The organism is Sporomusa sp. GT1 (assembly GCF_014634905.1).
GTDB lineage: Bacteria > Bacillota > Negativicutes > Sporomusales > Sporomusaceae > Sporomusa > Sporomusa sphaeroides.
In genome coordinates, this window is record NZ_BMBX01000004.1 from 111,854 (window position 1) to 135,070 (window position 23,217).

Here is a 23,217-nt window from a genome sequence, read left to right on the forward strand (position 1 = left end):
GCTATCATCCTTCCATAAAGAAAAAGAGCAGTAGTATTATTCTAATAATACCACTGCTCTCAAAAATTCACCACACTATGCCGGTTTTACTTACTAACATTACCAATTATAATGCCTCTCAAGGCTGCCGGTGTACAAACACAATCCAATCGCCTGCCTGCTGATGTTGTTTCAACAGGTCGGGTATATCAGCAGAATCCTCCAGATAAACAGGCGTAATAACGGCTATCCGCAAATCCGGCTGTAATAATTGCAGCTTTTCCACGACTCCCAGCCGCCATTTGCTGTGAAAATCACCCTGGTAATGGATAATTTTATACTCCGGATGGGCCTGACGGTAGTTGGCAACACTCTCTGCCATCGTATCATCCTTCAGGCACTGCGCCTTGTAATAATCTTCAAGCTTATCCGGGCTGACCGGCATTGTTCCCATTTTACCGATTTCAGTCATGTGGGCGATAAACCGTTCCCGGTATTCCCCGTCCGGGGTAAGATGAAGCTGCGGCAGGTAACCCGTCATCTCTGGTGCAAGTTGTGCCAGCGATCCGGTTTTGGCATACTGTGCCGCCAGTGTGCGGGGAATATTGGCCGCAATGACCGGCAGCGAGTTAACGCCGGCAAACGCCACTAACGGCCGGTAGGCTTCTTGATAATTATTCCACGGACGGGACTTGGCCAGAAACTCCTGTTCAGTAATCTGGCCTGCCAGATAGTCGTCAAGCTGACCTTGCACATCACGCTCAAACATCTCGAGCGATACAGCCAGCTTGGGCTGATGGGCAAAGGTACGCTGCAGCAGTTCCAGCTCCAGTGCATGCAAAACCGCATTATCGTGATACTCCCCGAACACCAGGACATCATACTGCTGAATGAGTCCGGCCATTGCTTTGATGGTTGTTTCCTGGCCGGCGGCGGTATAAACCCGGTAATCGGCCTGAGCCGCCTGCACAGTGGTGGGCGCTGTCAGCAACAATATCACCGCCACAATATATTTTATTATACTCATCAGAATTTAAAGGTCATGCCGGCATGAACCATGGAGCCCAGTAGATGCAGGTGATCGTCCTTCTTATTAAAGATATTTTTTACACCAAGCTGGCTGCTGAAAGTGTCATTCCATTGTTTATTAACCGATACATTCCATAAATTGTAGGTTTTATGAATATCCTCCTTGGAGGAATATAAGTAATCTTTCTTCCACTCGTTCCATAACACCGCGCTGATGCCATTTTCCCGGGTATTGTCATAATGCAGCTGTACCGTTCCCTGCTGCTTGGCCCGGCCTTCCAGCCGCTGCCCGGTCGTCCCGGTGGCATCCAGATAGGTGTAGTTGAGCTTCAGCATTAGCTTGTCAGTCAGCTTGCGGCCAATTTCAAATTCCACACCGTCAATGTCGGCCTTGTCTTCATTTAAGTACTCTGAGTCCATACGAATCGGTCGTCCTGTTATCGGGTTATAAGTTGTCACCGTATTCGTTGATATAAGGTCTTTTACATCATTGACAAAATAGGTTACTTTGCCGAAGGTATTGCCTCTCTCCCCTTCAAGAGCCAGCTCATAGCTGGTGGATTTTTCCGGCTTCAAATCAGGGTTGCCGGTTACATGTATTGTCATACCACCCATTACTTTTGTCATTTCCATATACATGTCGTCCAGGCTGGGAGCTTTAAAGCCCTTGCCGACATTCAGCTTTAAACGGGAATGGTCGCTCATTTTGTAGGTCATACCCAGCTTGGGACTGACATTGCCGGAAAAGAGGTCGCTGTCGTCATACCGTACCGAAGGAATAATCAGCAGGCGGTCATTGACCAGCCACTCATCCTGCACATAAATGGCCGAATAATCGATATCGGCTTCCGAGCCTTGTTTGGTAATATTGCCGTAGGTGATGTCAAAAATGTTTTTGCCACCGGTGCCGAGTCGCGTTCCCCGGTATTTCTCCTGCCGGATTTCCCCGCCGGCTGTCAGCAGATGGTTATCCGCAACCTGGGTGGAAACATGGCCTTCCAGGGTCCAGCTTTTACGTTTGTAAACATCGAAGCCGGTTAAGTCGCCGTTGCTGGCTAAAAAGTTTTTGTCGACTTTTTCCTGCTCCCCGTAATAGGTCCGTATTTGATAATCACCGTTTTTCATTTTGCCGCGCAGTCCCAGGCTGTATTGGTCCCGGGTATTATCATACTTGTCATTGCGCGGAGCTCCCGCGGTTGTGGTTTGGCGCGCCTTCAAGTCCTCGCGCAATATATCAACAGAGACATCAAGGAAGGTATTATCAGCTAAATCATAGGTACCCTCCAGGTTAAAATTATCCCGGCGGCCGAATTGATTTTGGCTGGTGCCGTCGTCATTTTCTATGATATCACTCTTCGTCCGGTCGGCGCTGGCAATCCAGGACCATTTGCCTTGCTTGCCGCTGTCATAGCGGAGAAAATAATTGTCCAGACCGTCACTCATGCTGTCACTGTAGCGCTGGGGACTGAAGGAAAAAGTAAATTCCTCCTTCTCCGGTTTGCGGGTTATGATATTAATTACCCCCCCAAGGGCATCCGACCCGTACATAGAGCTGACCGGTCCCCGGACAATCTCAATCCGTTCAATATTCTCCATTTTGATCCGTTCCAGCTCATACGAATTGGCAGTCGCATAGCTGGCTTCCGAAATCAGTCGTTTGCCGTTAACCAGAATCAGTGAGTGCCGTGTCGACATCCCCCGCACGGTTACCTCACTGCCAGCCATGGCCGGGGCGGAAACATTGATGCTGGTAGCCAGCTGCAAGGCGTCGGCCAGCGTATGCGCTCCGATTTTGTCCAAATCCTCTCTGGTAATAACCTCAACAGCCGACGGGGTTTCTTTAATCTCCTGCTCAGTTCTGGTGGCTGTGATCGTCACATTGCGGGTATCGACGGCCTGTTCCTCCGCATAGACCGGCATGGCCAGGGCGGTTAACACCGACAGGCTCAGCAGCGTCAGCTTCCCGGGATTTTTAAACACGTTTTTCATCGCCACAACTCCTCGTATAATTAAAATAAAAATAACAAAACTCCATGCGATATAAACCGTCATGGAGCTCACAGGCTCTCTTATGTTCCCGGCATCAGCCCTGGGCGGCGATCGGCTCCACTTCCACCGAATGGTCCCCGTCCAGCAGGGCATGCAGGCATTCTAATACCGATTGCGTAATATTCATATGCCAGAACTGTCCGGCCACCGTTAAGCGGACAAGGTCGGCCCGGCGCTTAAGCAGGCCACGTGACTCCCAAATATCCAGCAGGGCTTCCAATTCCCAGACAACGGCCCCATAGTGTTTTGCCAGGACGGGCAGACTTAAATATCCCCGCTCCAGCTGGCCGACAACCATATTATGAAGCTCACTGCCCTCAGGCTGCAGCGCCATCGCGGCAACAGGCTTATGCCCTTCCTCAATACTCTTGATATAAGCAGCCATATTCCGGTGCAAAAACATGGTTACACCGCCGACATTGCCGCCGGCTCCGGCGCCAAACGGAATGACATTATGTCCCGCCTTGGTAAGGGTATTGTACAGGCTGCGCTCCCGGGTGGTTTTTCCCCAGTGGCAGTTGCTGAGCCGGGAAAATATACCGGCCGACAAAGTAGCCTCAGCCAGGGCAAACATTTCGGCCTGCTCGGCGGTGGTAGCAGCCGGCGGCAGTTTCCCGGCAGTAATCGCCTGCCGCAGAGCACTGTTCGGATAAATATTAAGCTGATATAAGTCCAGTCCGTCAATGGCCGCCAGCTTCAGCAACCGGATGTCGTTGGCCCAGACTTCACCGGTTTGATGAGGCAACCCATACATCAGGTCGATAATCACGGCCGCCTGGTTATAGCCTGACAGCAGCTCCAGCTTCGCCAAAATGGTCTCCGTATCATCCATGCGGCCAACCGCACGCCGCACGCCGGTATCGAAGGACTGAACACCGATGGAAACGCGGTTTACCCCATGGGACAGCCAGGCTTCTATTTTGGCCGGTACCAAATCATTAATCCGCCCTTCAAGTGTTAACTCATAGTCATTGGCCAGCGGCAAGCAATCCTGAATCGCCCCCAGTAGACGGGAAACATTTTGCGGCGCCAGGGTACTCGGGGTTCCGCCGCCGATAAATACGGCATTGACCGGTCCACTGTCCAGATAGCGGCTGCCTTTACTCAGCTGCAGCTCTTTAACCAGACTGTCAATATACAGGGTTTCCATTTCCTCATTCGAGTAATTCTGGAAAAAACCGCAATACAGGCAGCGCTGCCGGCAAAACGGGATATGAATATAGGCAACACGCTGTTCCGGTTTTACTTTTTGTTTCAGCAACGACTGCCAGGTACTCTGCCAATTGCCTGGCAGCAGCGGCTTGCCGCGGACGCCGGCATGCACCACCCGGCGTTTTTCAAAGGCGGAGGTCAGCGGCTCACCGGCCGCAGTGCCAACAGTCAGAGCATATTGTTCGGAATCCATAGCAGTCAAAATTTGGTTTAATCTGTTTCCTCGCAAGCGGCAGTCACCTCACTTTTCCCCGGCTGGTTGCAGCAGTTTTATTTTTATATCGGTAAATACCGCCCGTGCTGCCTGCAAGTCTCCGGCATCAGGGTGCTTGGCAGCTTCCGCATAACGCGCCAGCCGCTCCGGTGTAACAGCATGCGGATGATCTCCCGGCATTTTCTTAAACTGTTCTATTAAACGGGGGTCAATTTTTCCCTGGCAGATAAACGTTCCCACCAACTGGTTACTGGCATCCAGGAATGCGGCGGCATTCTTCAGGCTGTCAGCAGCATGCTCGGAATCGGGATAGGCGCCCAGCGTGGCAAATAAGGAAACAGGCTTGCCCTCAATGGTCTTAAGAAACTCCTGAGCTTTTTTATCAGCAGTTCCTTTATCCACCCAAAAGCCAACTGCCACAAAATCATAATCTGCCGGTGACGGCGCTGTCTCCACCGGAAACAAGCCGGCTTCCGGACCAAAAACCTCATGGATGGCTTCTGCCACCAGCTTGGTATTCCCGGTTAAACTTGAGTAAACAATTAACGTCTTCATCATAAAGCCTCCCGTAAATTTTTATTCACTATAATTTTTTAACCCCCGTGCCCCCCAGAGCAGCAATCCCAGGCCCATTAACCCCAATATTGCTGTATTGGCGGCAGCCTGACTGTCCCAGGCCGGCAGCCGCATCAGTTTGTTGGCAAGGCTTAACGGCAAAACCGAGACAATGGTTTGCAAAGCGGGCGGTAGATTCTGAACAGGAAAAAACGAACCGCAGAAAAAAATCATGGGGGTAATAATAAAATTATTAACAAGCGATATGTCGTCCGGATCGGCAATGGCTAAGCCCAAAGCAACTCCCAGCGCAGCAAAGAAAAAAGCCGATAACAGTATGGCGATTACGGCAATGCCGGACAGTGCCGGAACAGCAAACGCCAGCCAGGCGACACTATATACCAGCCCACCCATTAATACCCCACGGGTTATGCCTGCCAGGACAATACCGCCGACAATTTGCAGCGCCGGCACCGGACTTAAAAAAACCGTCTGAAAGGTATGGAAATATAATCTCCCGGCACTTACCGACAGGGCGGTCTGCTGAAAAGAGTTGAGCATGACTGTCAGGCTGACAATTCCGGTAGTCAAAAAAGGTACATAGCCGCCGCTGACCTCAACCCGGGAGCCCAGCCCCAGGCCAAAAGCAAATAAGTAGATAACCGGAAACATCACTGCTGAAAAAACATAGCCCAGCTTGCCGATTTTTTTCTGCATTAACAGCATCTCCCGGCAGTATACAGCAAAGCAGCCGTTCATGCCTGCCCCTCCCTGATTAAACGGAGAAAGGCGGTTTCCAGTGTCGTTTTCTTATCATTACCGGACTCAGCGTCAGCCAGTCGCTTAATCCCGTCCGGTGTATCAACAGCAACAATCTGCCCTGCTTTCAACAAGGCCACCCGCTGGCACAGCTGTTCGGCTTCCTCCATATAGTGAGTTGTCATAAAAATAGTGGTGCCGGCAGCCGCCAGTCCCCGGATCATAGCCCATATATCCTGCCTGACATCCGGGTCAAGCCCGACTGTCGGCTCGTCCAACAGCAGCAGCCGGGGTTCGGGTAAAAGCGCCCGGGCAATCAAGAGCCGCCGGGCCATGCCGCCGGATAAAACGCCTACCCGCTTGCTGCACAGCTCTGTCAAATTGAACTTATATACAAGCTGTTCCACCCGCTGCCGGGGTTTGGCAACCCCATACAGCCTGGCATAGGTAAGTAATGCCTCCTGCACCGTGAACTCACGTTCCAGATTATTTTCCTGGGCCACCAGGGCAATACTTTGTTTCATGCCCAGCCGTTCCCCGCCCCCATCCCGGCCAAACAGCGTCAGTTGACCACCGTCAGGACGGCTCAGTCCGGCAACCAGCTTCATCAGCGTGGTCTTGCCGGCACCGTTAGGGCCAAGCAGGCCAAAGGTTTCTCCCTGGGCTACCGTTAAGGAGATACCGCGCAATATCTGCTGTTTATCATAGGCTTTGGCAAGCCTGTGCAGAACCAGGGCGGCCTCAGGCTCCCGGTGCGAGGCAAGTGTCGTGCGGGAAACAGACAAGATGTGAACTACCTCCTTGTTCAACCGTCATCACCGTGGTTTCAACCCCGTACAAGGAACGCAGGTTTTCAGCGGTAAATACTTCTTTTACCGAGCCGTCGGCAAAAATCCGGCCGTCTTTAATGGCGATAATCCGCTGACTGAAGCGGGCCGCATGATTCAAATCATGCAATACCATGACAACCGTAAGCTGCCGGTCCTGATGCAGTTTGCGAACCAGTTTCATTAATTCCAGCTGGTGATGCAGATCCAGGTAAGTGGTCGGTTCATCCAGCAGCAGCAGGCGGGGCTGCTGGGCCAGCGCCATGGCCAGCCAGGCCCGCTGCCGTTCACCGCCTGACAAGCTGTCCAGACGGCAGTGCTGCATTGCCTGCATGCCGGTAGCTGCCAGTGCTTCGGCCATACAGGCTTGATCAGCGGTTGCCAGCTGTTCAAACATTTTTTTATAAGGCATCCGCCCATATGCCACCAGATCATTGACTGTCATATCCCCCGGGGCGTGTACCGTCTGGGGTAGAATTGCCATAATCCGGGCCACCTCCCGGGGCGGCAGGCAGTGAATATCTTTGCCGTCTAAGAGGACACTGCCGGCCAACGGCGGCAACAACCGGCTCAACGCCTTCAGCAGTGTCGATTTTCCCGAACCGTTGGGTCCGATTATCGAGATTACTTCCGGTTTGTCAATCACCAGATCCAGCTGCGGCGCAATTACCTTATGGCCATAACCCAGCTTGGCGGCACGCACTTCCATAGTGTGGTTCATCGTCTCATCCCCTTTCGCAGCAAGTAAATAAAGAACGGAGCTCCCAGAAAGGCCATAAAAATTCCCACAGGCACTTCCACCGGACTGAACAGCGTACGGGCCACCGTATCGGCGGCTACTACCAGCGTAGCGCCCAGCACTGCCGCGCAGGGCAGCAAATACTCGAAATCAGACCCCACCAGCATGCGGGTTATATGGGGAACAATCAGCCCGACAAAGCCTAACAGACCTGCGACACTTACTGCGGAAGCCGCCAGCAGCGCCGCCAGCACCACCAGCAAAAACCGCGCCCATTCCACCCTGATACCCAGTCCCTTAGCCACATCGTCCCCTAATTGCAGCGCGTTCAAATACCGGTAAGACAGTACCGCGCCCACTATGCCGATAATACTGTAAGGTAAAATCATACTGACATGATCCCAGCTGCGGCCCTGAAAGCCTCCGGCCATCCAATTGACTACCCCCTGAACCTTATCGGAATGAAAGACCATGAGCGCGCTCATGCCGCCGCCGAAAAAAGCGGCCAGCGCCACACCGGCCAAAATCAGCCTGAGCGGCCGCACCCCCCGGTCCCAGGACAATAAAAATACAATTGCGGCAGCCACCAGAGCGCCGGCAAAAGCCATCGCCGGTACCAGCACCGTCAGCCCCGGCCACAAAATCATCACCGCCATAGCGGCCAGCCCGGCTCCCGCCGACACGCCGATAATTCCGGGGTCGGCCAGCGGATTGCGCAGCACACCTTGCAGAATGCAGCCGGCAAGTGCCAGGTTTATCCCGGTCAAAGCCCCGACAAGCACCCGGGGAATCCGGATATTATAAATAATCTGGTAAACCTCCGTACCGGCCGGAGAAGCAAACACATTCCAGATGTCAGACATACTGACAGATACGGCACCCACCCTGATGCTAATTAACAGCGCTAGAGCCAAGGCCGCCAGCCCGGTAATACTGATAACCGCCCGTCGGGTCATCCGCGGATCTGCAGCCAATTCTCTCACTACTCAGCCACCTCCGGATATAAATGACCGGCCAGAACAGTCAAGGCTTCATCCACCTGAGTCCCGGGATTAACGGCAAACAGCTTGTACGGCAGCCGGTGAACCTGGTTATTAGCTACAGCCCTCAGCCCGCGCCATGCCGGATGGCTGGCCAGTTCATTGCTGAATTTGTCGCTTACTTTATCATCAGGACTATGGGTGATCAACAAAATCTTATCCGGGTTTTGCTTGGCAATATACTCCATACTGAGTGGTACATATCCCATATGACTCTGGCCGTCATCGCCCTGATCACCCAGATTAACAGCCCCCAGCCGTTTGACCAAATCACCGGTAAAGCTGCGCGAAGTTGCCATATGGAAACTTTCCGGCGACCCCCAGATAACGACAACCTTAGGTGCGGGGCGGTTTTTATTTTTAGCAAGTATGGCTTCATATCTTGACTGAATTTTGCCGATAACGGCGGCAGCCTGTTCCGGCTTTCCTGCTAAATCCCCATAAAACTGCAAGGTATCGATAATATGCTGATAGTTTTCCAGCGACTGCAGCAAAATGGGAATCCCCGCCTTATCCAGCACCGGAATCAGGTTATGATGAAAGGGCATGTTAACCCCCAAAATTAAATCAGGCTTAAGAGTAACAATTTGCTCAAGGTTGGGATTCGGCGTACTGCCAACAGCCGGCACGGCCGCTACCGCCTCCTTCACCGCCTGCGGCAAAGCTTCGGTACTGGGGCGCCCAACCACCGTCCCTCCCACAGCGTAAAATAACTCCAGGCTGGAAGCGTTCAGGACAATTACCCGTGCCGGCCGGCGGGGTATTTCCACCTGCCTGCCGGCGCTGTCGGTTACACGGCAGAGCTCGGGCGCCTGACTGGCTGCGGGCTGTGACTGGCCTTTCCATAAAAACCATGCACAGGCAGTCAGCAATACAACCAGCAGGCCAAGTGTCAGTTTAGTAATAGTTTGACCCATATTTTCCCCTCATTTCTGCATTTGTCATGCTGTCATTCGATTTGATAGTCTATCGGAATATTCATGGCAATCATTTGCCCGGTGTTATGGGTAAACGGACAAACCTTCCGCACCAGCGCCAGAGCGGCCTCATCCAGAGCAGCCACCCCTGAGGAACGCAGCACCTGTACACTGGCCAGTTCACCAACCTCATTCAAACGTACCGCCACCGTGACCGTTCCTTCCTGACCCCGGCGCCTTGCCATATAAGGGTAATCCTTGCGTTTTTCAATTTGCTGGAGAAACGCATTAATAATACTGTCAAGCTCCCCGCCGCCAGGCGCCTTGGCAGCAGCCCTCCCAGAGCCCAAGCCGGCAACAGGCTCTGCTGCAGTGCTTTTACCGACGCCACCGGCGACTCCGGCAACCGCTGCTGTTACAACCGGACTTTCACTTCCCGCCAATGCATGTCCGGCACGCGGGACAGCCACTTGTCTGTCCACAGAACTAACTGCCGGACGGGAAACAACCGGCTTTGCTTGGGTCTCCTCCGGGCTGGCAGGGGAAACCGCAGGCGCAGGCTCGCTGCTTTGACTGCTGCTGCCCTCCACGGCCGTAAGCTCAATAAGCATCTGCCGTTCCGGCAACGGCTGGGAATCTATATTGCCAAGCACCGCTACCAGTAAAATGCCGCAGAGCAAATGAACGACACAAGATAAACTAAAGGCCTTATACCAACACATGCCATAGGTCATCTAATCACCTCACTTCAATAAAACACGCCGCAACTCCCGCTTTGTCCGGCAATAAAAAAACTCCGTGCAATACTACCCGCACGGAGCTCTCGGCTCTCTGAAGATTATGTAGACTAAATTGTGTTACGCTTCCTCATTTACCAACTGCTGATCTTTGTCCCGGATTCTTGGCTGGATTTGCCGATATTCTGAACAACACCGCAACGCGAACACTTGATTTCAACATCTTCAGCAATGCCGCGAAACAATAGTCGATTGCACCGAAAACAACGGACTTCCGGCAATCTTGATTTTGGCGGTCGCAAATTATTTAATTTAGTCTCCATGTGCACCACTCCAATAGATTGATAGAATACCCCTGTATCGAAAATAAAGCTCCGTGCCCGGTCTTAAGGTGCACGGAGCTCTCAGGCTCTCTTCTATAACCATTATATTGATAATGATTATCAAAGTCAACAGCTTTCTGAGAAAATTAAGCAAAAAAAATTATTATTATTACTATACCTCTATCGCCGGAAAAATCCCATAGCTTGGCCGGCTGTACACCTCTTTATTTACCATTTATTCTTGACAAAAAGGTCTTCCTGTTTTTATAATATTAATGAGAATGATTCTTAAAAGAGAGCCTCGAGCTCCGCGATGAAATAGTATTTCACGCGGAGCTTATTTGTTTTAGCCGTTAACCGCTTCCGCTCCTCATGGGGGAAGCTGAGCCTTGCGCCGGCAAAGGTGCGTCATACGTATCCTGGTAAATTTAAGCAAAAAGGAGTAATCGCATGAAAACACAGCCTACCACCGGTAAAGTAAATACGGCAGGCTTCAGCGAATGCCGTTGTCCCAACTGCAACAGACTGCTTTTTAAAGGCCGGGTAAAATATGTTGAGATTCAGTGCCCTAAATGCCGTTTAGTGCAAACAATAAAAAAGGGAAGATCCCTGCGCCTGGTCGCGCTCAATCCCTCCAATGTCGATCTGTATTATGCTGCCGGCGGACAATTAATCGGCCGGCCCAGCACCACGGCCCTGCCTTCTGATTTGCTGGAAAAAATCAAAGATGTCCCGGAGGTTGGTGAAACCCCCTGCCCGAATATTGATCAGATCATTGCCCTAAAGCCTGACCTGGTATTGGCGGCCGATACTCATGTAAAACAGCCAACCCTCTCGACCCTGGAGAAAGCCGGTATACCGGTATATTTCCAACGCTTGGACAGTTTCCAGGAAATCAGCCAGGCCTTGCGCTTTTACGGCGAATTAGCCGACCGCCCCGGACAAGCCAACGAGGTAATTGACCGCTTGGACAGCAAATTACAGCAGGCCCAGGAAAGAAGCAAAAATAAACCCTCGCCCCGGGTACTCACTGTCTGGGGCTCGCTGGAGAAATTGTATATGGCCTTGCCCAACAGTTTTATCGGCGATCTCATCAGCCGCCTCAATGCACTTAATGTGGCTGTTGACAGCGATAACCCGGCCACACAGTATGCGCCGCTAACACTGGAATTTGCACTGCAAGCCGATCCGGACCTGATTTTGCTGATTAATCACAGCGATGAAGCTAAGGTTGGCGATAAAATCCGCAATGAACTCATGCTTCACCCTGCCTGGCAAAAGCTTAAAGCCGTGCAGCAAAATCAGGTATATCAATTGCCCTATCAGCTGTTTGCGGTTAATCCGGCCAGCCGGGCGGATATGGCCATAGATTTCCTGTCAAATTTATTTTATCCTGAGCCTCCTTACTGATGAAGGTCATGAAGTTATATGGATTAACGTACTGTTCCGAATAGCAATAAAAGTCCACCGATCACCGGAATAGTTACCATGGTAGTTTTCAAAATAACGGGAGGTAACCGTCTTGTAAACTTCGCACCGATATAGGTTCCGGTCATCAGTCCGGCAATAACCTTAGCTAATAAGCTAAAAGCCAAATGACCGTTAATAAGGTAACCTATTCCACCGAAAAGGGCAATAGGTAAAGAAATGAGCATGGTTGTGCCTGCCGCTTGGTGAACCGGCATGTTGAAAATAGTTAACAGCCCAATTAAAATAAAAGGCATACCGCCTATCCCGAAGGTACCGGACATAATTCCCGAGACGATACCCACCCCGCTGGCGGCCCCCCAATACCGAGCCCCGGTTGGCGCCGTGAATCCTTTCGCAAAGGATTCTATCCATTCCGGGAAATAAACCCTGATTGCAAGCAAGAAAGCCGATAGAAACAGCATACCGCCGGTCAGCCATTTTAGCTCACCGGCTGGGAGCAAACCAGCGAGCTGTGCACCCAAAAGTGCACCTACTGCGCCAAACATGCCGACAACAACCCCACATTTTACAACAACATTATCCTCCCGGTAATGGCTGTACGTGCCTGAAACTGTTGTAAACACCATCGCCCCCAGAGATGTCCCCAATGCGGTATGAAGCGGGATGCCGAACACTACGGATAAAACCGCAATGACGACTCCCGCTCCCCCGGCACCAACGAAGCCAAGCATCAGTCCCATGATGAACATTACAAAAATAATCAACATATATTTTCCTCACTATTAAAATAAAAGACGGCTGCTGGCTGCCGCCTTTTATTTTTTATTGGGCTTACTTAGCGCAATAGCCCTTTTGTTTTATTTTACCTCCACATAGGCATCCATGGTTCCGCCCGGAGCAATCATCGGCGTAACCAAATCGTTGGTGGCGATATTGGCCACAATCAGTGACGGACCCGGACGTTCCCAGGCGGCGGCAACCGCCTGACTGAATTCTTCCCGGCAATTGGTCACAGCTGCCGGAATGCCGAAGGCAGCGGCAAAAGCCGAAAAGTCCATCGGCGTAGGCAGCAGCGAAGCCGAATAACGCTGCCCGTAAAAGCAGTGCTGCAGTTGTCTGACCATACCCAGACTGTGGTTGTTAATCACAATGGAAATGATGGGCAGACCCTCTGCCGTTACCGTATAAAGTTCACAGCCGGTCATCTTCAGTGCACCGTCACCGACAATATGGACCACCCGTTTATCCGGCCTTGCCAGTTGCGCTCCCACTGCCGCCGGCAAACCAAAACCCATGGCCCCCAGACCGCCGGAAGTCAGAAACCCGCGTGGACTATTTACCGAAAGTTTCTGCGCGGCCCACATCTGGTGCTGGCCAACATCGGTTACATAGATTACCCCTTTGTCGCCCAACTGGCGGTTGAGCTCGCCCATAATCTCCTCTGCGGTGAATGCCGCCCCGGCAGTCTCACGATACATGGCCTGCCACTTGCGGATGGTTTCCCACCAGGCTGGCCGTTCTGCCGGCTTTACTGCCTGACAGATGCCTGTAAGGATGGCATTCATTTCACCAACCAGCGGCACACTTGCATCCACATTTTTGTGAACTTCCGCCGGATCAATATCAATGTGAATAATGGTTTTACCGGCGGCATAGCTGGCGCGGTCACCGGTTACCCGGTCATTGAAGCGGCTGCCGGTAACAATGAGCACATCGGCCTCGTGTACAGCCTGATTAGCTGATTTCAGCCCATGAAGACCTGTCAGGCCCAGATGGTTGGGATGAGTTCCGGGCAATGCCCCAATGCCCATCAGGGTGGTGACTACCGGCAAGCCGCACTGCTCGGCAAACTGGGTGAGGGTGCCGGCAGCATTGGCGCTGATACAGCCGCCGCCCGCAATAATAACCGGCCTCTCAGCCGCGCTGACGGCAGCCGCCGCTTTAGCGATAAGCTCCGGCAAATCCGGCGACTGCCTGACAAGCGTCTGCCGCTGATATTCGCTGTCAAACTCAATAAAGTCATAAGTATTGCTCTGAATGTCACGCGGTATATCCACCAGCACCGGTCCGGGCCGTCCCGAGCGGGCGATGGCAAAGGCCCGCCGCAGGGTTTCTATCAGCTTGCCGCTGTCCTTGACCAGGAAGTTATGTTTGGTAATCGGCATAGTAATACCGGTAATATCAATTTCCTGGAAGGCATCACGGCCTATCAGGCTGGTTTGTACCTGCCCGGTAATAGCCACTACCGGTATGGAGTCCATAAAAGCAGCCGCCAGACCTGTCACCAGATTGGTAGCCCCCGGACCGGAAGTGGCAATACATACTCCTGCCCGGCCGCTGGCTCTGGCATACCCGTCAGCAGCATGGGCGGCTCCCTGCTCATGTACTGTCAGCACATGACGGACAGGTGAGCCATAAAGTGCGTCATACAGCGGCAAAATGGTTCCCCCGGGATACCCGAATACCGTATCTACACCTTCTCTAACCAGGCATTTAACGATGGCTTGCGCGCCTGTCATGTGCATAACATCACCCCAATCTATCGATTACTTGTTGCTGCATTTCATCGGTCGATACCTTGGTAAAGCCTTGCTGATAAATATCAGCCGTGCGATAACCGTCAGCCAATACCCGGTCAACGGCTTGTTCAATCATGGCGGCGGCGGCTTCCTGTTCCAGTGAATACCTGAACAGCATGGCTGCCGACAAAATGGTTCCTAACGGATTGGCAATCCCCTTGCCGGCAATATCAGGCGCCGAACCATGAATCGGTTCGTACAAGCCGGTGCCGTCTCCCAGGCTGGCTGACGGCAATAAGCCGATAGAGCCTGACAGTACCGCGGCCTCATCACTTAAAATATCGCCAAACAGATTACCGGTAACAATTACATCAAAGCTGCCCGGATTCAGCACCAGCTGCATCGCGCAATTGTCCACATACATATGCTCTAACTTCACTTGATCAAAACCGGCTGCCACCAGGGTAGCCACTTTGCGCCACAGGCGGGATGCCGCCAATACATTGGCTTTATCTACAGACATGACCCGGCCTTTGCGCCCAAGAGCCGCCCGGCAGGCCATCCGCACAATGCGTTCAATCTCAGGCCGGCTGTACATTTCCTTGTCCCAGGCCTGTTCCACACCGTCAACCACAACCGCCTCCTGACGGTCGCCAAAATAAATGCCGCCGGTCAGCTCGCGGACAATAAGAATATCCACGGCACTGACGATCTCCGGTTTTAACGGCGACTGATTGGCCAGTGCCGGAAACACTTTAATTGGCCGCAGGTTCGCATAGAGTCCAAGCTCCTTGCGCAAACCCAGAATGGCCTTTTCCGCTCTGAGTTCGGGCGCGACATGATCCCATTTCGGACCGCCGACAGCACCTAACAACACGCCGTCGGCCTTGCGGCAGGCCGCTACCGTTTCCTCCGGGAGCGGCACGCCATATTCGTCAATGGCGGCCCCACCGGCATGCTTGCTTTCATAGGTAAAACTAAATCCACATTTAGCCGCAGCCGCTTGCGCCACACTCAGCGCTGCAGCGGTAATTTCCGCACCAATACCGTCACCGGGAATAACTACAATATGCTTGCTCATGGTTACCCTCCCTAACCCATTTTGGGAAGAGAGATTGCCACACTGTCTTCCCGCAGGGAGGCTCTACAGCCGGTCATTGCGTGAAAGTACGAGGCAATCTCTCTTTTAGTTGTTATTTCTCTAATTTCTTTTTTGTATAGCTAACCAGGCCGCCAGCCTGGGCAATCTCCTGAATAAAGCCAGGCAGCGCAGGTACGGTGAAGCTTTCACCGGTATTTGCGTTTTTAGCAACCCCGGCAGCCAAATCTACCTCCAGCATGTCGCCGGCCTTGATATTAATATCGCCTTCCCCCAGTTCAATCAGCGGCAGGCCAATATTAATGGCATTGCGGTAAAAGATGCGGGCAAAGCTTTCGGCCACCACACAGGCAACACCGGCGGCCTTGAGCGCCCCTGGCGCATGTTCCCGGGACGAGCCGCAGCCAAAATTCTTGCCGGCTACAATAATATCACCTTGCTGTACCCTGCCGGCAAATTCAGGGTCGATATCTTCCATGGCATGGGCTGCCAGTTCTTTCATATCAGCCGTATTCAGGTACCGGGCCGGAATAATTACATCGGTATCCACATTATGGCCATAGCGCCATACTTTTCCGGAAAACCTCATCATGCTACCTCCTCTGGGCCGGCAATTCGCCCTAATACGGCACTTGCCGCCGCCACCGCCGGACCGGCCAGATATACTTCACTGTCGACATGCCCCATCCGTCCGCGGAAATTGCGGTTAGTAGTGGCCACCGCCCGCTCGCCTTTAGCCAGGATGCCCATATGCCCGCCCAGGCAAGGTCCGCAGGTTGGTGTGCTGACAACCGCGCCGGCTTTGACAAAGATTTCAACATAACCTAATTTTACAGCTTCCAAATATACATCCTGACTGCCGGGAATGATAATGGCCCTGACATCCTCATGCACCTGATGCCCGTCAATAATGGCCGCAGCCTGCGCCAAATCTTCAATCCGCCCATTGGTACAGGAACCGATAACCACCTGATGGATCGGCGTGGGCGCCATATCACTTACCGGCCGGACGTTTTCCGGCAAATGCGGCAAGGCAACCACCGGTGTAAGCTCACTTAAGTTAATCGTCACCGTCCGGACATATTCGGCATCCGGGTCGGCAGCCACCGGTGTATACGGCTTTTTAACCCGTCCGTCCAGATACTGCCGGGTAACATCATCTACCGGAAAAATGCCGTTTTTGGCTCCGGCTTCAATCGCCATATTAGCAATTGTCAGCCTATCGGTCATGGTCAAGGAAGCGATGCCTTCACCGGCAAACTCCAGCGACTGGTAACGGGCGCCGTCAACACCAATCATACCGATCAGCTTTAAAACAACATCCTTACCTGACACCCATTTAGCCAGCTTGCCTGTCAGTTCTACCTTAATGCTTGCCGGCACTTTGAACCAGGTCTCGCCGGTTGCCATGGCGCATGCCATGTCTGTCGAGCCGACCCCGGTGGCAAAGGCGCCAACAGCACCGTAGGTACAGGTATGTGAGTCGGCACCGATAATAATCTCACCAGGAGCCACCAGGCCCTGCTCCGGCAGCAATACGTGCTCAATCCCCATGCGCCCCACTTCAAAGTAGTGGGTAATATTGTGTTTTCTGGCAAATTCGCGCATGGTCTTGGCCATTTCGGCTGATTTAATGTCTTTGTTGGGCGTAAAATGGTCAGGCACCAACGCAATTTTATCTTTATCGAAAACTTTGTCACTGATTTGCTCAAATTCCTTGATAGCCGGCGGTGTTGTAATATCATTACCCAGCACCAGATCCAGTTTGGCCTCAATCAATTGGCCTGGCTGCACTTCCGGCAAACCGGCATGGGCAGCAAAGATTTTTTCCGTCATCGTCATAGGTCTGGCCATATACATTACCTCCCAGCAGCCTGCTGAATGTCGGGAAACCCGCAAACAGCCAGCATTTTGTTTATTGCATTGACATAAGCTTTAGCACTTGCTTCGATAACATCGATGGAAAGACCCCGGCCGCTAAAGGTACGGCCATCCTGTTCAATCCATACTGTGGCTTCCCCCAGCGCGTCCTCGCCGCCGGTTACCGCTTTCAGTTGGTAGTCGTGAAGGCCGACAGGGAAGCCTACGGCCTGCTCAATGGCCTTGAAAGCAGCATCTACCGGGCCGGTGCCGCAGCTGGCGGCTTCACAGATTCCCGCACTTGTCCTGAGCTGCACCGAAGCGGTCGCCACCATCTTGTTGCCACTGGCTACATGATGATATTCCAGCGTATACCATTCCGGCCGGACAGCTGCCTTTTCGACAATAAGGGCTTCAATATCTTTATCAAATACCATCTTTTTGCGGTCAGCCAAATCCTTAAACTTGACAAACAGCTGATTAATGGCATCGGCGTCAAGCTCATAGCCCAGATATTTCAGGCGTTCTTCAAACGCATGGCGGCCGGAATGCTTGCCAAGAACAATCGCACTGCGGCTGACGCCTACCGATTCGGGGCTCATAATTTCGTAAGTCAGCGGGTTATTCAACATACCGTGCTGATGAATTCCCGATTCGTGAGCAAAAGCGTTGTCGCCCACCACCGCTTTATTCGGCGGTACGGCAGTACCTGTCAGGGTGCTGACAAGACGGGAGGTCCGGTAAATCTGCCGGGTATTGATATTGGTCAGAGCATGATAGTATTCGCGGCGGGTATTAAGCGCCATAACCAGCTCTTCCATGGCAGCATTGCCTGCTCGCTCTCCCAGACCGTTTACCGTACATTCCACCTGTCCGGCACCGGCGGCAACCGCTGCCAGCGAGTTCGCCACCGCCATGCCAAGATCGTCATGGCAGTGCACGCTGATAGTTGCCTGATCAATATTGGGTACATGTTCACGGATATAAGTGATCAACGCACCGAACTCAGCCGGCGTGGTGTAGCCTACAGTATCAGGTACATTGATGACGTTAGCACCGGCTGCAATGACCCGCTCGTACACCTGACACAGGAAATCCCAGTCAGAGCGGGATGCGTCTTCTGCTGAAAATTCAACATCAGACACCTTGTCTTTGGCATAACGCACAGCTTGCTCGGCCCGTTCCAGCAGTTGTTCTCTTGTCAGTTTGAGTTTGTGCTCCAGATGAATGTCACTGGTGGCAATAAAGGTATGAATTCTTGGCCGCTCGGCCTTGCGGACAGCCTTATACGCAGTTTCAATATCTTTTTCGTTGGCGCGGGCCAGCGCGGCAATGATCGGGCCTTTGACCCGGGCGGCAATCTGGCTCACTGCCTCAAAATCACCAGGCGAGGCAACCGGAAACCCGGCTTCGATGACATCAACATTAAGTTTGGCCAGTGCTAGAGCAATTTCCACCTTTTCTTCTGTCTGCAAACTGACTCCAGGCGTTTGTTCGCCGTCACGGAGGGTAGTATCAAATATCTGAATGCTCCGAGTTTCCATGTCACATTACCTCGCTTTCATTATTTAATATTTACTGACTCCAAAGGAGAGTTATTTTTGCAGCCAGGACATCATTTGACGCAGTTCTTTGCCAACGGTTTCAATTTTGTGGCCTGCTTCCTGGCGGCGTTTGGCATTGAACATCGGGCGGTTTGCCTGATTTTCCACGATCCAGTTGCGGGCAAAGGTACCGTTTTGGATTTCAGCCAGAATCCGTCTCATTTCGGCGCGGGTTTCCTCAGTAACAATCCTCGATCCAGTTACATAATCGCCATATTCGGCAGTGTCACTGATAGAATGACGCATCTTGGCCATGCCGCCTTCATACATGAGGTCAACAATCAGCTTCATTTCATGCAAACATTCAAAATAAGCGATTTCCGGCTCATAACCGGCTTCCACCAGGGTATCAAAACCGGCTTTAATTAATTCGGTTACCCCGCCGCACAGTACGGCCTGTTCACCAAAAAGGTCGGATTCGGTTTCATCTTTGAAGGTGGTAACAAGTACACCGGCCCGGGCGCCGCCGATGCCTTTCGCATACGCCAATGCCAGGTCCTGGGTGCTGCCGCTATGATCCTGATACACGGCCATGAGGCAGGGAACGCCTTTACCTTCGGTAAATACCCGGCGGACCAGATGTCCTGGTCCTTTCGGCGCAACCATAAATACATCCACATTGGCAGGAGGAACAATTTGGCTGAAGTGAATGTTAAAGCCATGAGCAAACGCCAGAGCAGAACCGGGTTTCAGGTTCGGGGCGATTTGTTCGGCATATACCTTGCCTTGTTTTTCATCAGGAATAAGAATCATGGTGACATCGGCATTAGCTACTGCCTGGGCCACATCAGTAACCGTCAGACCGTCTTCGCGGGCTTTGGCTGCCGATTGGCTGCCTTCATGAAGACCGACAATAACTTTAATGCCACTATCTTTCAGGTTAAGCGCATGGGCATGGCCTTGGCTGCCATAACCAATAATCGCTACTGTTTTTCCTTGGATAAGTTCCCAGCGGGCATCTTGTTCATAATACATTTTGCTCATAATTTTTTCTCTCCTCATGTTCATATATTGTATTTTCCCCCCGTTCCAGCGCTACAAGGCCGGTCTGGATGGTTTCCAACAGTCCGTAAGGGGCCAGAACCTCTGTCAGGGCATTCATCTTACTATCCTCACCGGTTACTTCCAGCGTGATGGTGCTGCCTGAGATATCGATTACATTAGCCCGGAAAACTTCGGCCAGCTTAAGGATTTCGGAGCGGTTGTCGCCGGCTTTAACCTTAAGCAGCGCCAGCCCCCGAAAAACGGAATGATCAGGCGGCAAAATCTGCACAGCTACCACTTCCACCAGCTTTTCGATTTGTTTTTTCACCTGGTCAATAAATGCATGATTCCCACGGACGGCTACTGTTATCCGGGAATACTCGGGGTCTTGGGTAACACCTACGGTCAGACTGTCGATGTTAAAGCCCCGCCGCGAGAACATACCGGCGACTCGGACCAACACCCCGGGTTGATTGTGTACTAATACCGAAAGAACGTTAGACTGCACAACTTCCACCTCCATGTATGCTCCTCCTTAAAGTTTTAAAATATAAAACGCCCCTATGGCAGACATATCAATCTGTCCATAGGGGCGCTAAACGCGCGGTACCACCCTACTTTGGGCTCATTTAGCCATGACGTTATTCATGGCTACCGGATAACGGCCGGTACCGCCACTGTCTAGTGCGTATTGCATATAATACATACGCAGGTCAACAGCAGAGTTCCTGGGCGAGTATTGCTTAGACCACTGCACCGGTTCACACCAGCCACCGGCTCTCTGGGCAGGATGTTAAGCTTGCTCCCAATCATCACTATTATCACTATTTGCGCAAAAAGGTTATAAAAATACCCTGCACAAAAAGTCTCACTTGTAAAAAATAAGAAACTTTCCGCAGAGTCTTTTATTCTCACGGTGTAGCACACGGTTTAATGTGCTCTGCGTCGCTCGGCCCAGTCCTGTCAATCAGCGGAACCCTAGACGCACTTCCTTACGCATAATGTAATTCTGTATACATTATGCCAGGACTAATGTGTTTTGTCAAGGAGTTTTTTTTAGGTTTTGCAGTTATTTGTAAAAGCGGGATTGCCACGCCGGCGCTCGCAGTGACAATGGACAATCACTGCAAGCAGCGCGAAGCAATCCCGCTTTTTGTAATCCGCAGCAGACATTACCAGTAAAAGTTAGGGGTAGCACCCGCATCTTCCCGGTACGGTTCGGTCGCCTTGCCTTCACCGGCAATCAAACGTTCGGCCAGCTCCAAATTATCAACCTTTAAGACCACCCGTGCAGTATCTGTCGAAGTAGCCGCAAAAGCATACACATATTCAACATTGATTCCGGCCGCACTTAGCTTACTGACATGTTCGAACAAGCTCCCCGGCGTATCGCTTAACACAATACTTAACACCGGTGTAGCCTTAACCGTAAAACCGGCACCGCGCAATATCTGTTGTACCTTTTCCGGCTCATTAACAATAATTCTTAAAATCCCAAAATCCGCCGTATCGGCAACCGACATTGCCCGGATATTACTCCCATGAGCATGAAGCACACCCAGGACTTCTGCCAGTTTGCCAGGCTGGTTTTCCAAAAACAGCGACAATTGTTGAATAATCATGCTGTACCTCCTTAATAGTTTTTATGTTAATCAAAGCTTCCGCTTATCCACAACCCGTTTAGCTTTGCCTTCGCTGCGCTCAATGGTTTTAGAACCGACAAGGCGAACACTGGCGGACACGCTAAGAACACTGGCCAGCTCTGCCTTAATTTTAGCCTCCAGCACTTCTAAACCGCGCACTTCGTCAGAGAACATCTCATCGGTAACTTCAACAAGTACGGTGAGATGATCCAGATTATCTTTGCGCTCAACAATTAACTGATAATGCGGCGAGGTTTCGCCGATACCCAAAAGCACACTCTCCACTTGCGAGGGGAATACATTAACCCCGCGAATAATGAGCATATCGTCACTGCGTCCAAGCACCTTGCTCATTCTGACCAAAGTCCGGCCGCAAGTGCATTTTTCCCGGTGGAGGACACTCAGATCCCGCGTACGGTAGCGGACCATCGGCATGCCTTCCTTGGTGAGAGTGGTAATAACTAATTCACCTTTTTCGCCGTCAGGCAGCACTTCACCTGTCAACGGGTTGATAATTTCCGGATAAAAATGATCTTCACTGATGTGCAAACCATTCTGAGCACAGCATTCGATGGCGACACCCGGCCCGATAATCTCACTTAAACCATAAATATCAATGGCTTTAATGCCCAGCTGGGCTTCTATCTCCTGGCGCATTTGCTCAGACCAGGGTTCAGCGCCAAAGATGCCTACCTTAAGCGAGGTCTCGCCCGGCTCAATCCCCATTTCGCGCATGGTCTCGGCAATATACAGGGCATAAGAAGGAGTACAGGCTAATGCCGTTGTGCCGAAGTCTTTCATTAGCGCAATTTGCCTGGCAGTATTGCCGCTTGATATAGGAATTACCGAAGCGCCTAAAAGCTCTGCTCCATAGTGAATGCCCAGTCCTCCGGTAAATAAACCGTAACCGTAAGCTACCTGAATGCAGGACTGTTTGCTCAGACCTGCCGCCACCAGGGATCTGGCCGCAACTTCAGACCAAATGCCAATATCCCGTTTAGTATAACCAACAACAGTAGGTCTGCCGGTAGTGCCGCTGGAAGCATGAATCCGGATAATCTCCGACATAGGTACCGCAAACAGGCCATAGGGATAATTGTCACGCATATCCTGTTTCGTTGTAAACGGAAGTTTAGTAATATCCTCCAGGCTGCCAATATCTTCAGGAAGCAGGCCTGCTTCCTGCATTTTCGAGCGATAAAACGGCTGCTGCCGGTATAATCTATCGACAATTTCCTTTAGCCGTCCAGCCTGCAACTGGGTCATTTCCTCCCGCTGCATGGTTTCCGCCGGTTTGTTCCAGTATGTATTCATGTATTATTCTCCTCCTGAAATAATAAAAAAACCCCGCAAAAAGTCCTTGGCAGGAACTTTCCGCTAGGGTTTTTTGTACCCACGGTGTGACCCTCCGGGCCCTGTGCCGCTCGGACCAGGCGCAACGACAATTGCCGGAACCCTAGTAGTCCGCCAAGCCCAAATCCACAGTGTTCTTGTCGCGATATTTCCCGCCCAGCTTCGTTAGCCCACGAGGGGCATAAGGGCAACATCAGTTTCTGCTGTCGCTAGCGCTCGGCACAAACCGTGTTTACTTTATCGTCACCTTACATATGTCCGATATGCGCGGCTCCTCCGCCTTGCTGGAAACTCCCGCGCAATTCATCCTATGGCTTTAGACCTGACGGACTACTAGACACACT

Annotated in this window: 22 protein-coding genes and 1 other annotated feature; of the genes, 1 reads left to right on the top strand and 21 read right to left on the bottom strand. The window is 51.9% G+C overall.

What is annotated here, in order from left to right; genetic code table 11:
• Positions 1 to 118 precede the first annotated feature (118 nt).
• The 11 genes from GT1_RS07990 to GT1_RS08040 all read right to left on the bottom strand — a co-directional run bounded on the left by GT1_RS07990 (position 119) and on the right by GT1_RS08040 (position 10,380).
• On the bottom strand, positions 119 to 1,006 hold the full coding sequence (locus GT1_RS07990; RefSeq protein WP_188398270.1) for a ChaN family lipoprotein: 888 nt from the start codon (positions 1,004 to 1,006) through the stop codon (positions 119 to 121).
• Positions 1,006 to 2,997 (bottom strand): TonB-dependent siderophore receptor, encoded by a 1,992-nt coding sequence (locus GT1_RS07995; RefSeq protein WP_188398271.1) that lies wholly within the window; start codon positions 2,995 to 2,997, stop codon positions 1,006 to 1,008. The genes GT1_RS07990 and GT1_RS07995 overlap by 1 nt, the downstream gene beginning before the upstream one ends.
• Before the next feature lie 94 nt (positions 2,998 to 3,091).
• Positions 3,092 to 4,462 carry a heme anaerobic degradation radical SAM methyltransferase ChuW/HutW gene (gene hutW, locus GT1_RS08000; protein WP_223226117.1) on the bottom strand — a complete coding sequence of 457 codons (1,371 nt, stop codon included), beginning with the start codon at positions 4,460 to 4,462 and terminating at the stop codon, positions 3,092 to 3,094.
• Positions 4,463 to 4,510: 48 nt separating this feature from the next.
• Positions 4,511 to 5,038, bottom strand: a complete 528-nt coding sequence (locus GT1_RS08005; protein WP_188398359.1) for a flavodoxin family protein — start codon at positions 5,036 to 5,038, stop codon at positions 4,511 to 4,513.
• 21 nt (positions 5,039 to 5,059) lie between these two features.
• Positions 5,060 to 5,797, bottom strand: coding sequence for an ABC transporter permease (locus GT1_RS08010; RefSeq protein ID WP_188398273.1), 738 nt, complete (start codon positions 5,795 to 5,797; stop codon positions 5,060 to 5,062).
• Complete coding sequence (locus GT1_RS08015) at positions 5,794 to 6,582, bottom strand: ABC transporter ATP-binding protein (protein ID WP_223226119.1); 789 nt, start codon at positions 6,580 to 6,582, stop codon at positions 5,794 to 5,796. The genes GT1_RS08010 and GT1_RS08015 overlap by 4 nt, the downstream gene beginning before the upstream one ends.
• Positions 6,539 to 7,345: an ABC transporter ATP-binding protein gene (locus GT1_RS08020; RefSeq protein ID WP_188398274.1), complete on the bottom strand. Its 807-nt coding sequence runs from the start codon at positions 7,343 to 7,345 to the stop codon at positions 6,539 to 6,541. Before GT1_RS08020 ends, GT1_RS08015 begins: the two co-directional genes overlap by 44 nt.
• Positions 7,342 to 8,346: an iron ABC transporter permease gene (locus GT1_RS08025; RefSeq protein WP_188398275.1), complete on the bottom strand. Its 1,005-nt coding sequence runs from the start codon at positions 8,344 to 8,346 to the stop codon at positions 7,342 to 7,344. Before GT1_RS08025 ends, GT1_RS08020 begins: the two co-directional genes overlap by 4 nt.
• On the bottom strand, positions 8,346 to 9,320 hold the full coding sequence (locus tag GT1_RS08030; protein ID WP_223226120.1) for an ABC transporter substrate-binding protein: 975 nt from the start codon (positions 9,318 to 9,320) through the stop codon (positions 8,346 to 8,348). The genes GT1_RS08025 and GT1_RS08030 overlap by 1 nt, the downstream gene beginning before the upstream one ends.
• 32 nt (positions 9,321 to 9,352) lie before the next feature.
• The gene (locus tag GT1_RS08035; protein WP_188398276.1) at positions 9,353 to 10,054 is read right to left on the bottom strand and encodes a TonB family protein; all 702 of its coding nucleotides are present in this window, start codon (positions 10,052 to 10,054) and stop codon (positions 9,353 to 9,355) included.
• Between the two features lie 137 nt (positions 10,055 to 10,191).
• The gene (locus GT1_RS08040) at positions 10,192 to 10,380 is read right to left on the bottom strand and encodes a Com family DNA-binding transcriptional regulator (protein WP_188398277.1); all 189 of its coding nucleotides are present in this window, start codon (positions 10,378 to 10,380) and stop codon (positions 10,192 to 10,194) included.
• Positions 10,381 to 10,830: 450 nt separating this feature from the next.
• Between GT1_RS08040 and GT1_RS08045 the strand changes: the two genes are divergently transcribed.
• Positions 10,831 to 11,790, top strand: coding sequence for an ABC transporter substrate-binding protein (locus GT1_RS08045; RefSeq protein WP_188398278.1), 960 nt, complete (start codon positions 10,831 to 10,833; stop codon positions 11,788 to 11,790).
• A gap of 23 nt (positions 11,791 to 11,813) precedes the next feature.
• Here GT1_RS08045 and GT1_RS08050 read toward each other — a convergent pair whose 3' ends face one another.
• The 10 genes from GT1_RS08050 to GT1_RS08095 form a co-directional block, all read right to left on the bottom strand.
• On the bottom strand, positions 11,814 to 12,578 hold the full coding sequence (locus GT1_RS08050; RefSeq protein ID WP_188398279.1) for a sulfite exporter TauE/SafE family protein: 765 nt from the start codon (positions 12,576 to 12,578) through the stop codon (positions 11,814 to 11,816).
• A gap of 90 nt (positions 12,579 to 12,668) precedes the next feature.
• Entirely contained in the window at positions 12,669 to 14,330 is a 1,662-nt protein-coding gene (ilvB, locus tag GT1_RS08055) for a biosynthetic-type acetolactate synthase large subunit (protein WP_376742002.1), read from the bottom strand.
• 10 nt (positions 14,331 to 14,340) lie between these two features.
• Entirely contained in the window at positions 14,341 to 15,411 is a 1,071-nt protein-coding gene (gene leuB / locus GT1_RS08060; RefSeq protein ID WP_188398281.1) for a 3-isopropylmalate dehydrogenase, read from the bottom strand.
• 112 nt (positions 15,412 to 15,523) lie between these two features.
• Positions 15,524 to 16,018 (bottom strand): 3-isopropylmalate dehydratase small subunit, encoded by a 495-nt coding sequence (locus tag GT1_RS08065; RefSeq protein WP_188398362.1) that lies wholly within the window; start codon positions 16,016 to 16,018, stop codon positions 15,524 to 15,526.
• Positions 16,018 to 17,283, bottom strand: a complete 1,266-nt coding sequence (leuC, locus tag GT1_RS08070) for a 3-isopropylmalate dehydratase large subunit (protein ID WP_223226121.1) — start codon at positions 17,281 to 17,283, stop codon at positions 16,018 to 16,020. Before leuC ends, GT1_RS08065 begins: the two co-directional genes overlap by 1 nt.
• A 5-nt stretch (positions 17,284 to 17,288) precedes the next feature.
• Positions 17,289 to 18,833: a 2-isopropylmalate synthase gene (locus tag GT1_RS08075; RefSeq protein ID WP_075756166.1), complete on the bottom strand. Its 1,545-nt coding sequence runs from the start codon at positions 18,831 to 18,833 to the stop codon at positions 17,289 to 17,291.
• Positions 18,834 to 18,884: 51 nt separating this feature from the next.
• The gene (ilvC, locus tag GT1_RS08080; protein ID WP_075756167.1) at positions 18,885 to 19,877 is read right to left on the bottom strand and encodes a ketol-acid reductoisomerase; all 993 of its coding nucleotides are present in this window, start codon (positions 19,875 to 19,877) and stop codon (positions 18,885 to 18,887) included.
• A complete protein-coding gene (gene ilvN, locus GT1_RS08085) occupies positions 19,858 to 20,400 on the bottom strand; it encodes an acetolactate synthase small subunit (protein WP_075756168.1) in 543 nt (180 codons plus the stop codon). The genes ilvC and ilvN overlap by 20 nt, the downstream gene beginning before the upstream one ends.
• Before the next feature lie 62 nt (positions 20,401 to 20,462).
• Positions 20,463 to 20,699 (bottom strand) — a binding site (T-box leader).
• Positions 20,700 to 21,049: 350 nt separating this feature from the next.
• Positions 21,050 to 21,499, bottom strand: coding sequence for an ACT domain-containing protein (locus GT1_RS08090; protein ID WP_075756169.1), 450 nt, complete (start codon positions 21,497 to 21,499; stop codon positions 21,050 to 21,052).
• A gap of 30 nt (positions 21,500 to 21,529) precedes the next feature.
• On the bottom strand, positions 21,530 to 22,834 hold the full coding sequence (locus GT1_RS08095; RefSeq protein ID WP_188398282.1) for a phenylacetate--CoA ligase family protein: 1,305 nt from the start codon (positions 22,832 to 22,834) through the stop codon (positions 21,530 to 21,532).
• Between the last annotated feature and the right edge of the window lie 383 nt (positions 22,835 to 23,217).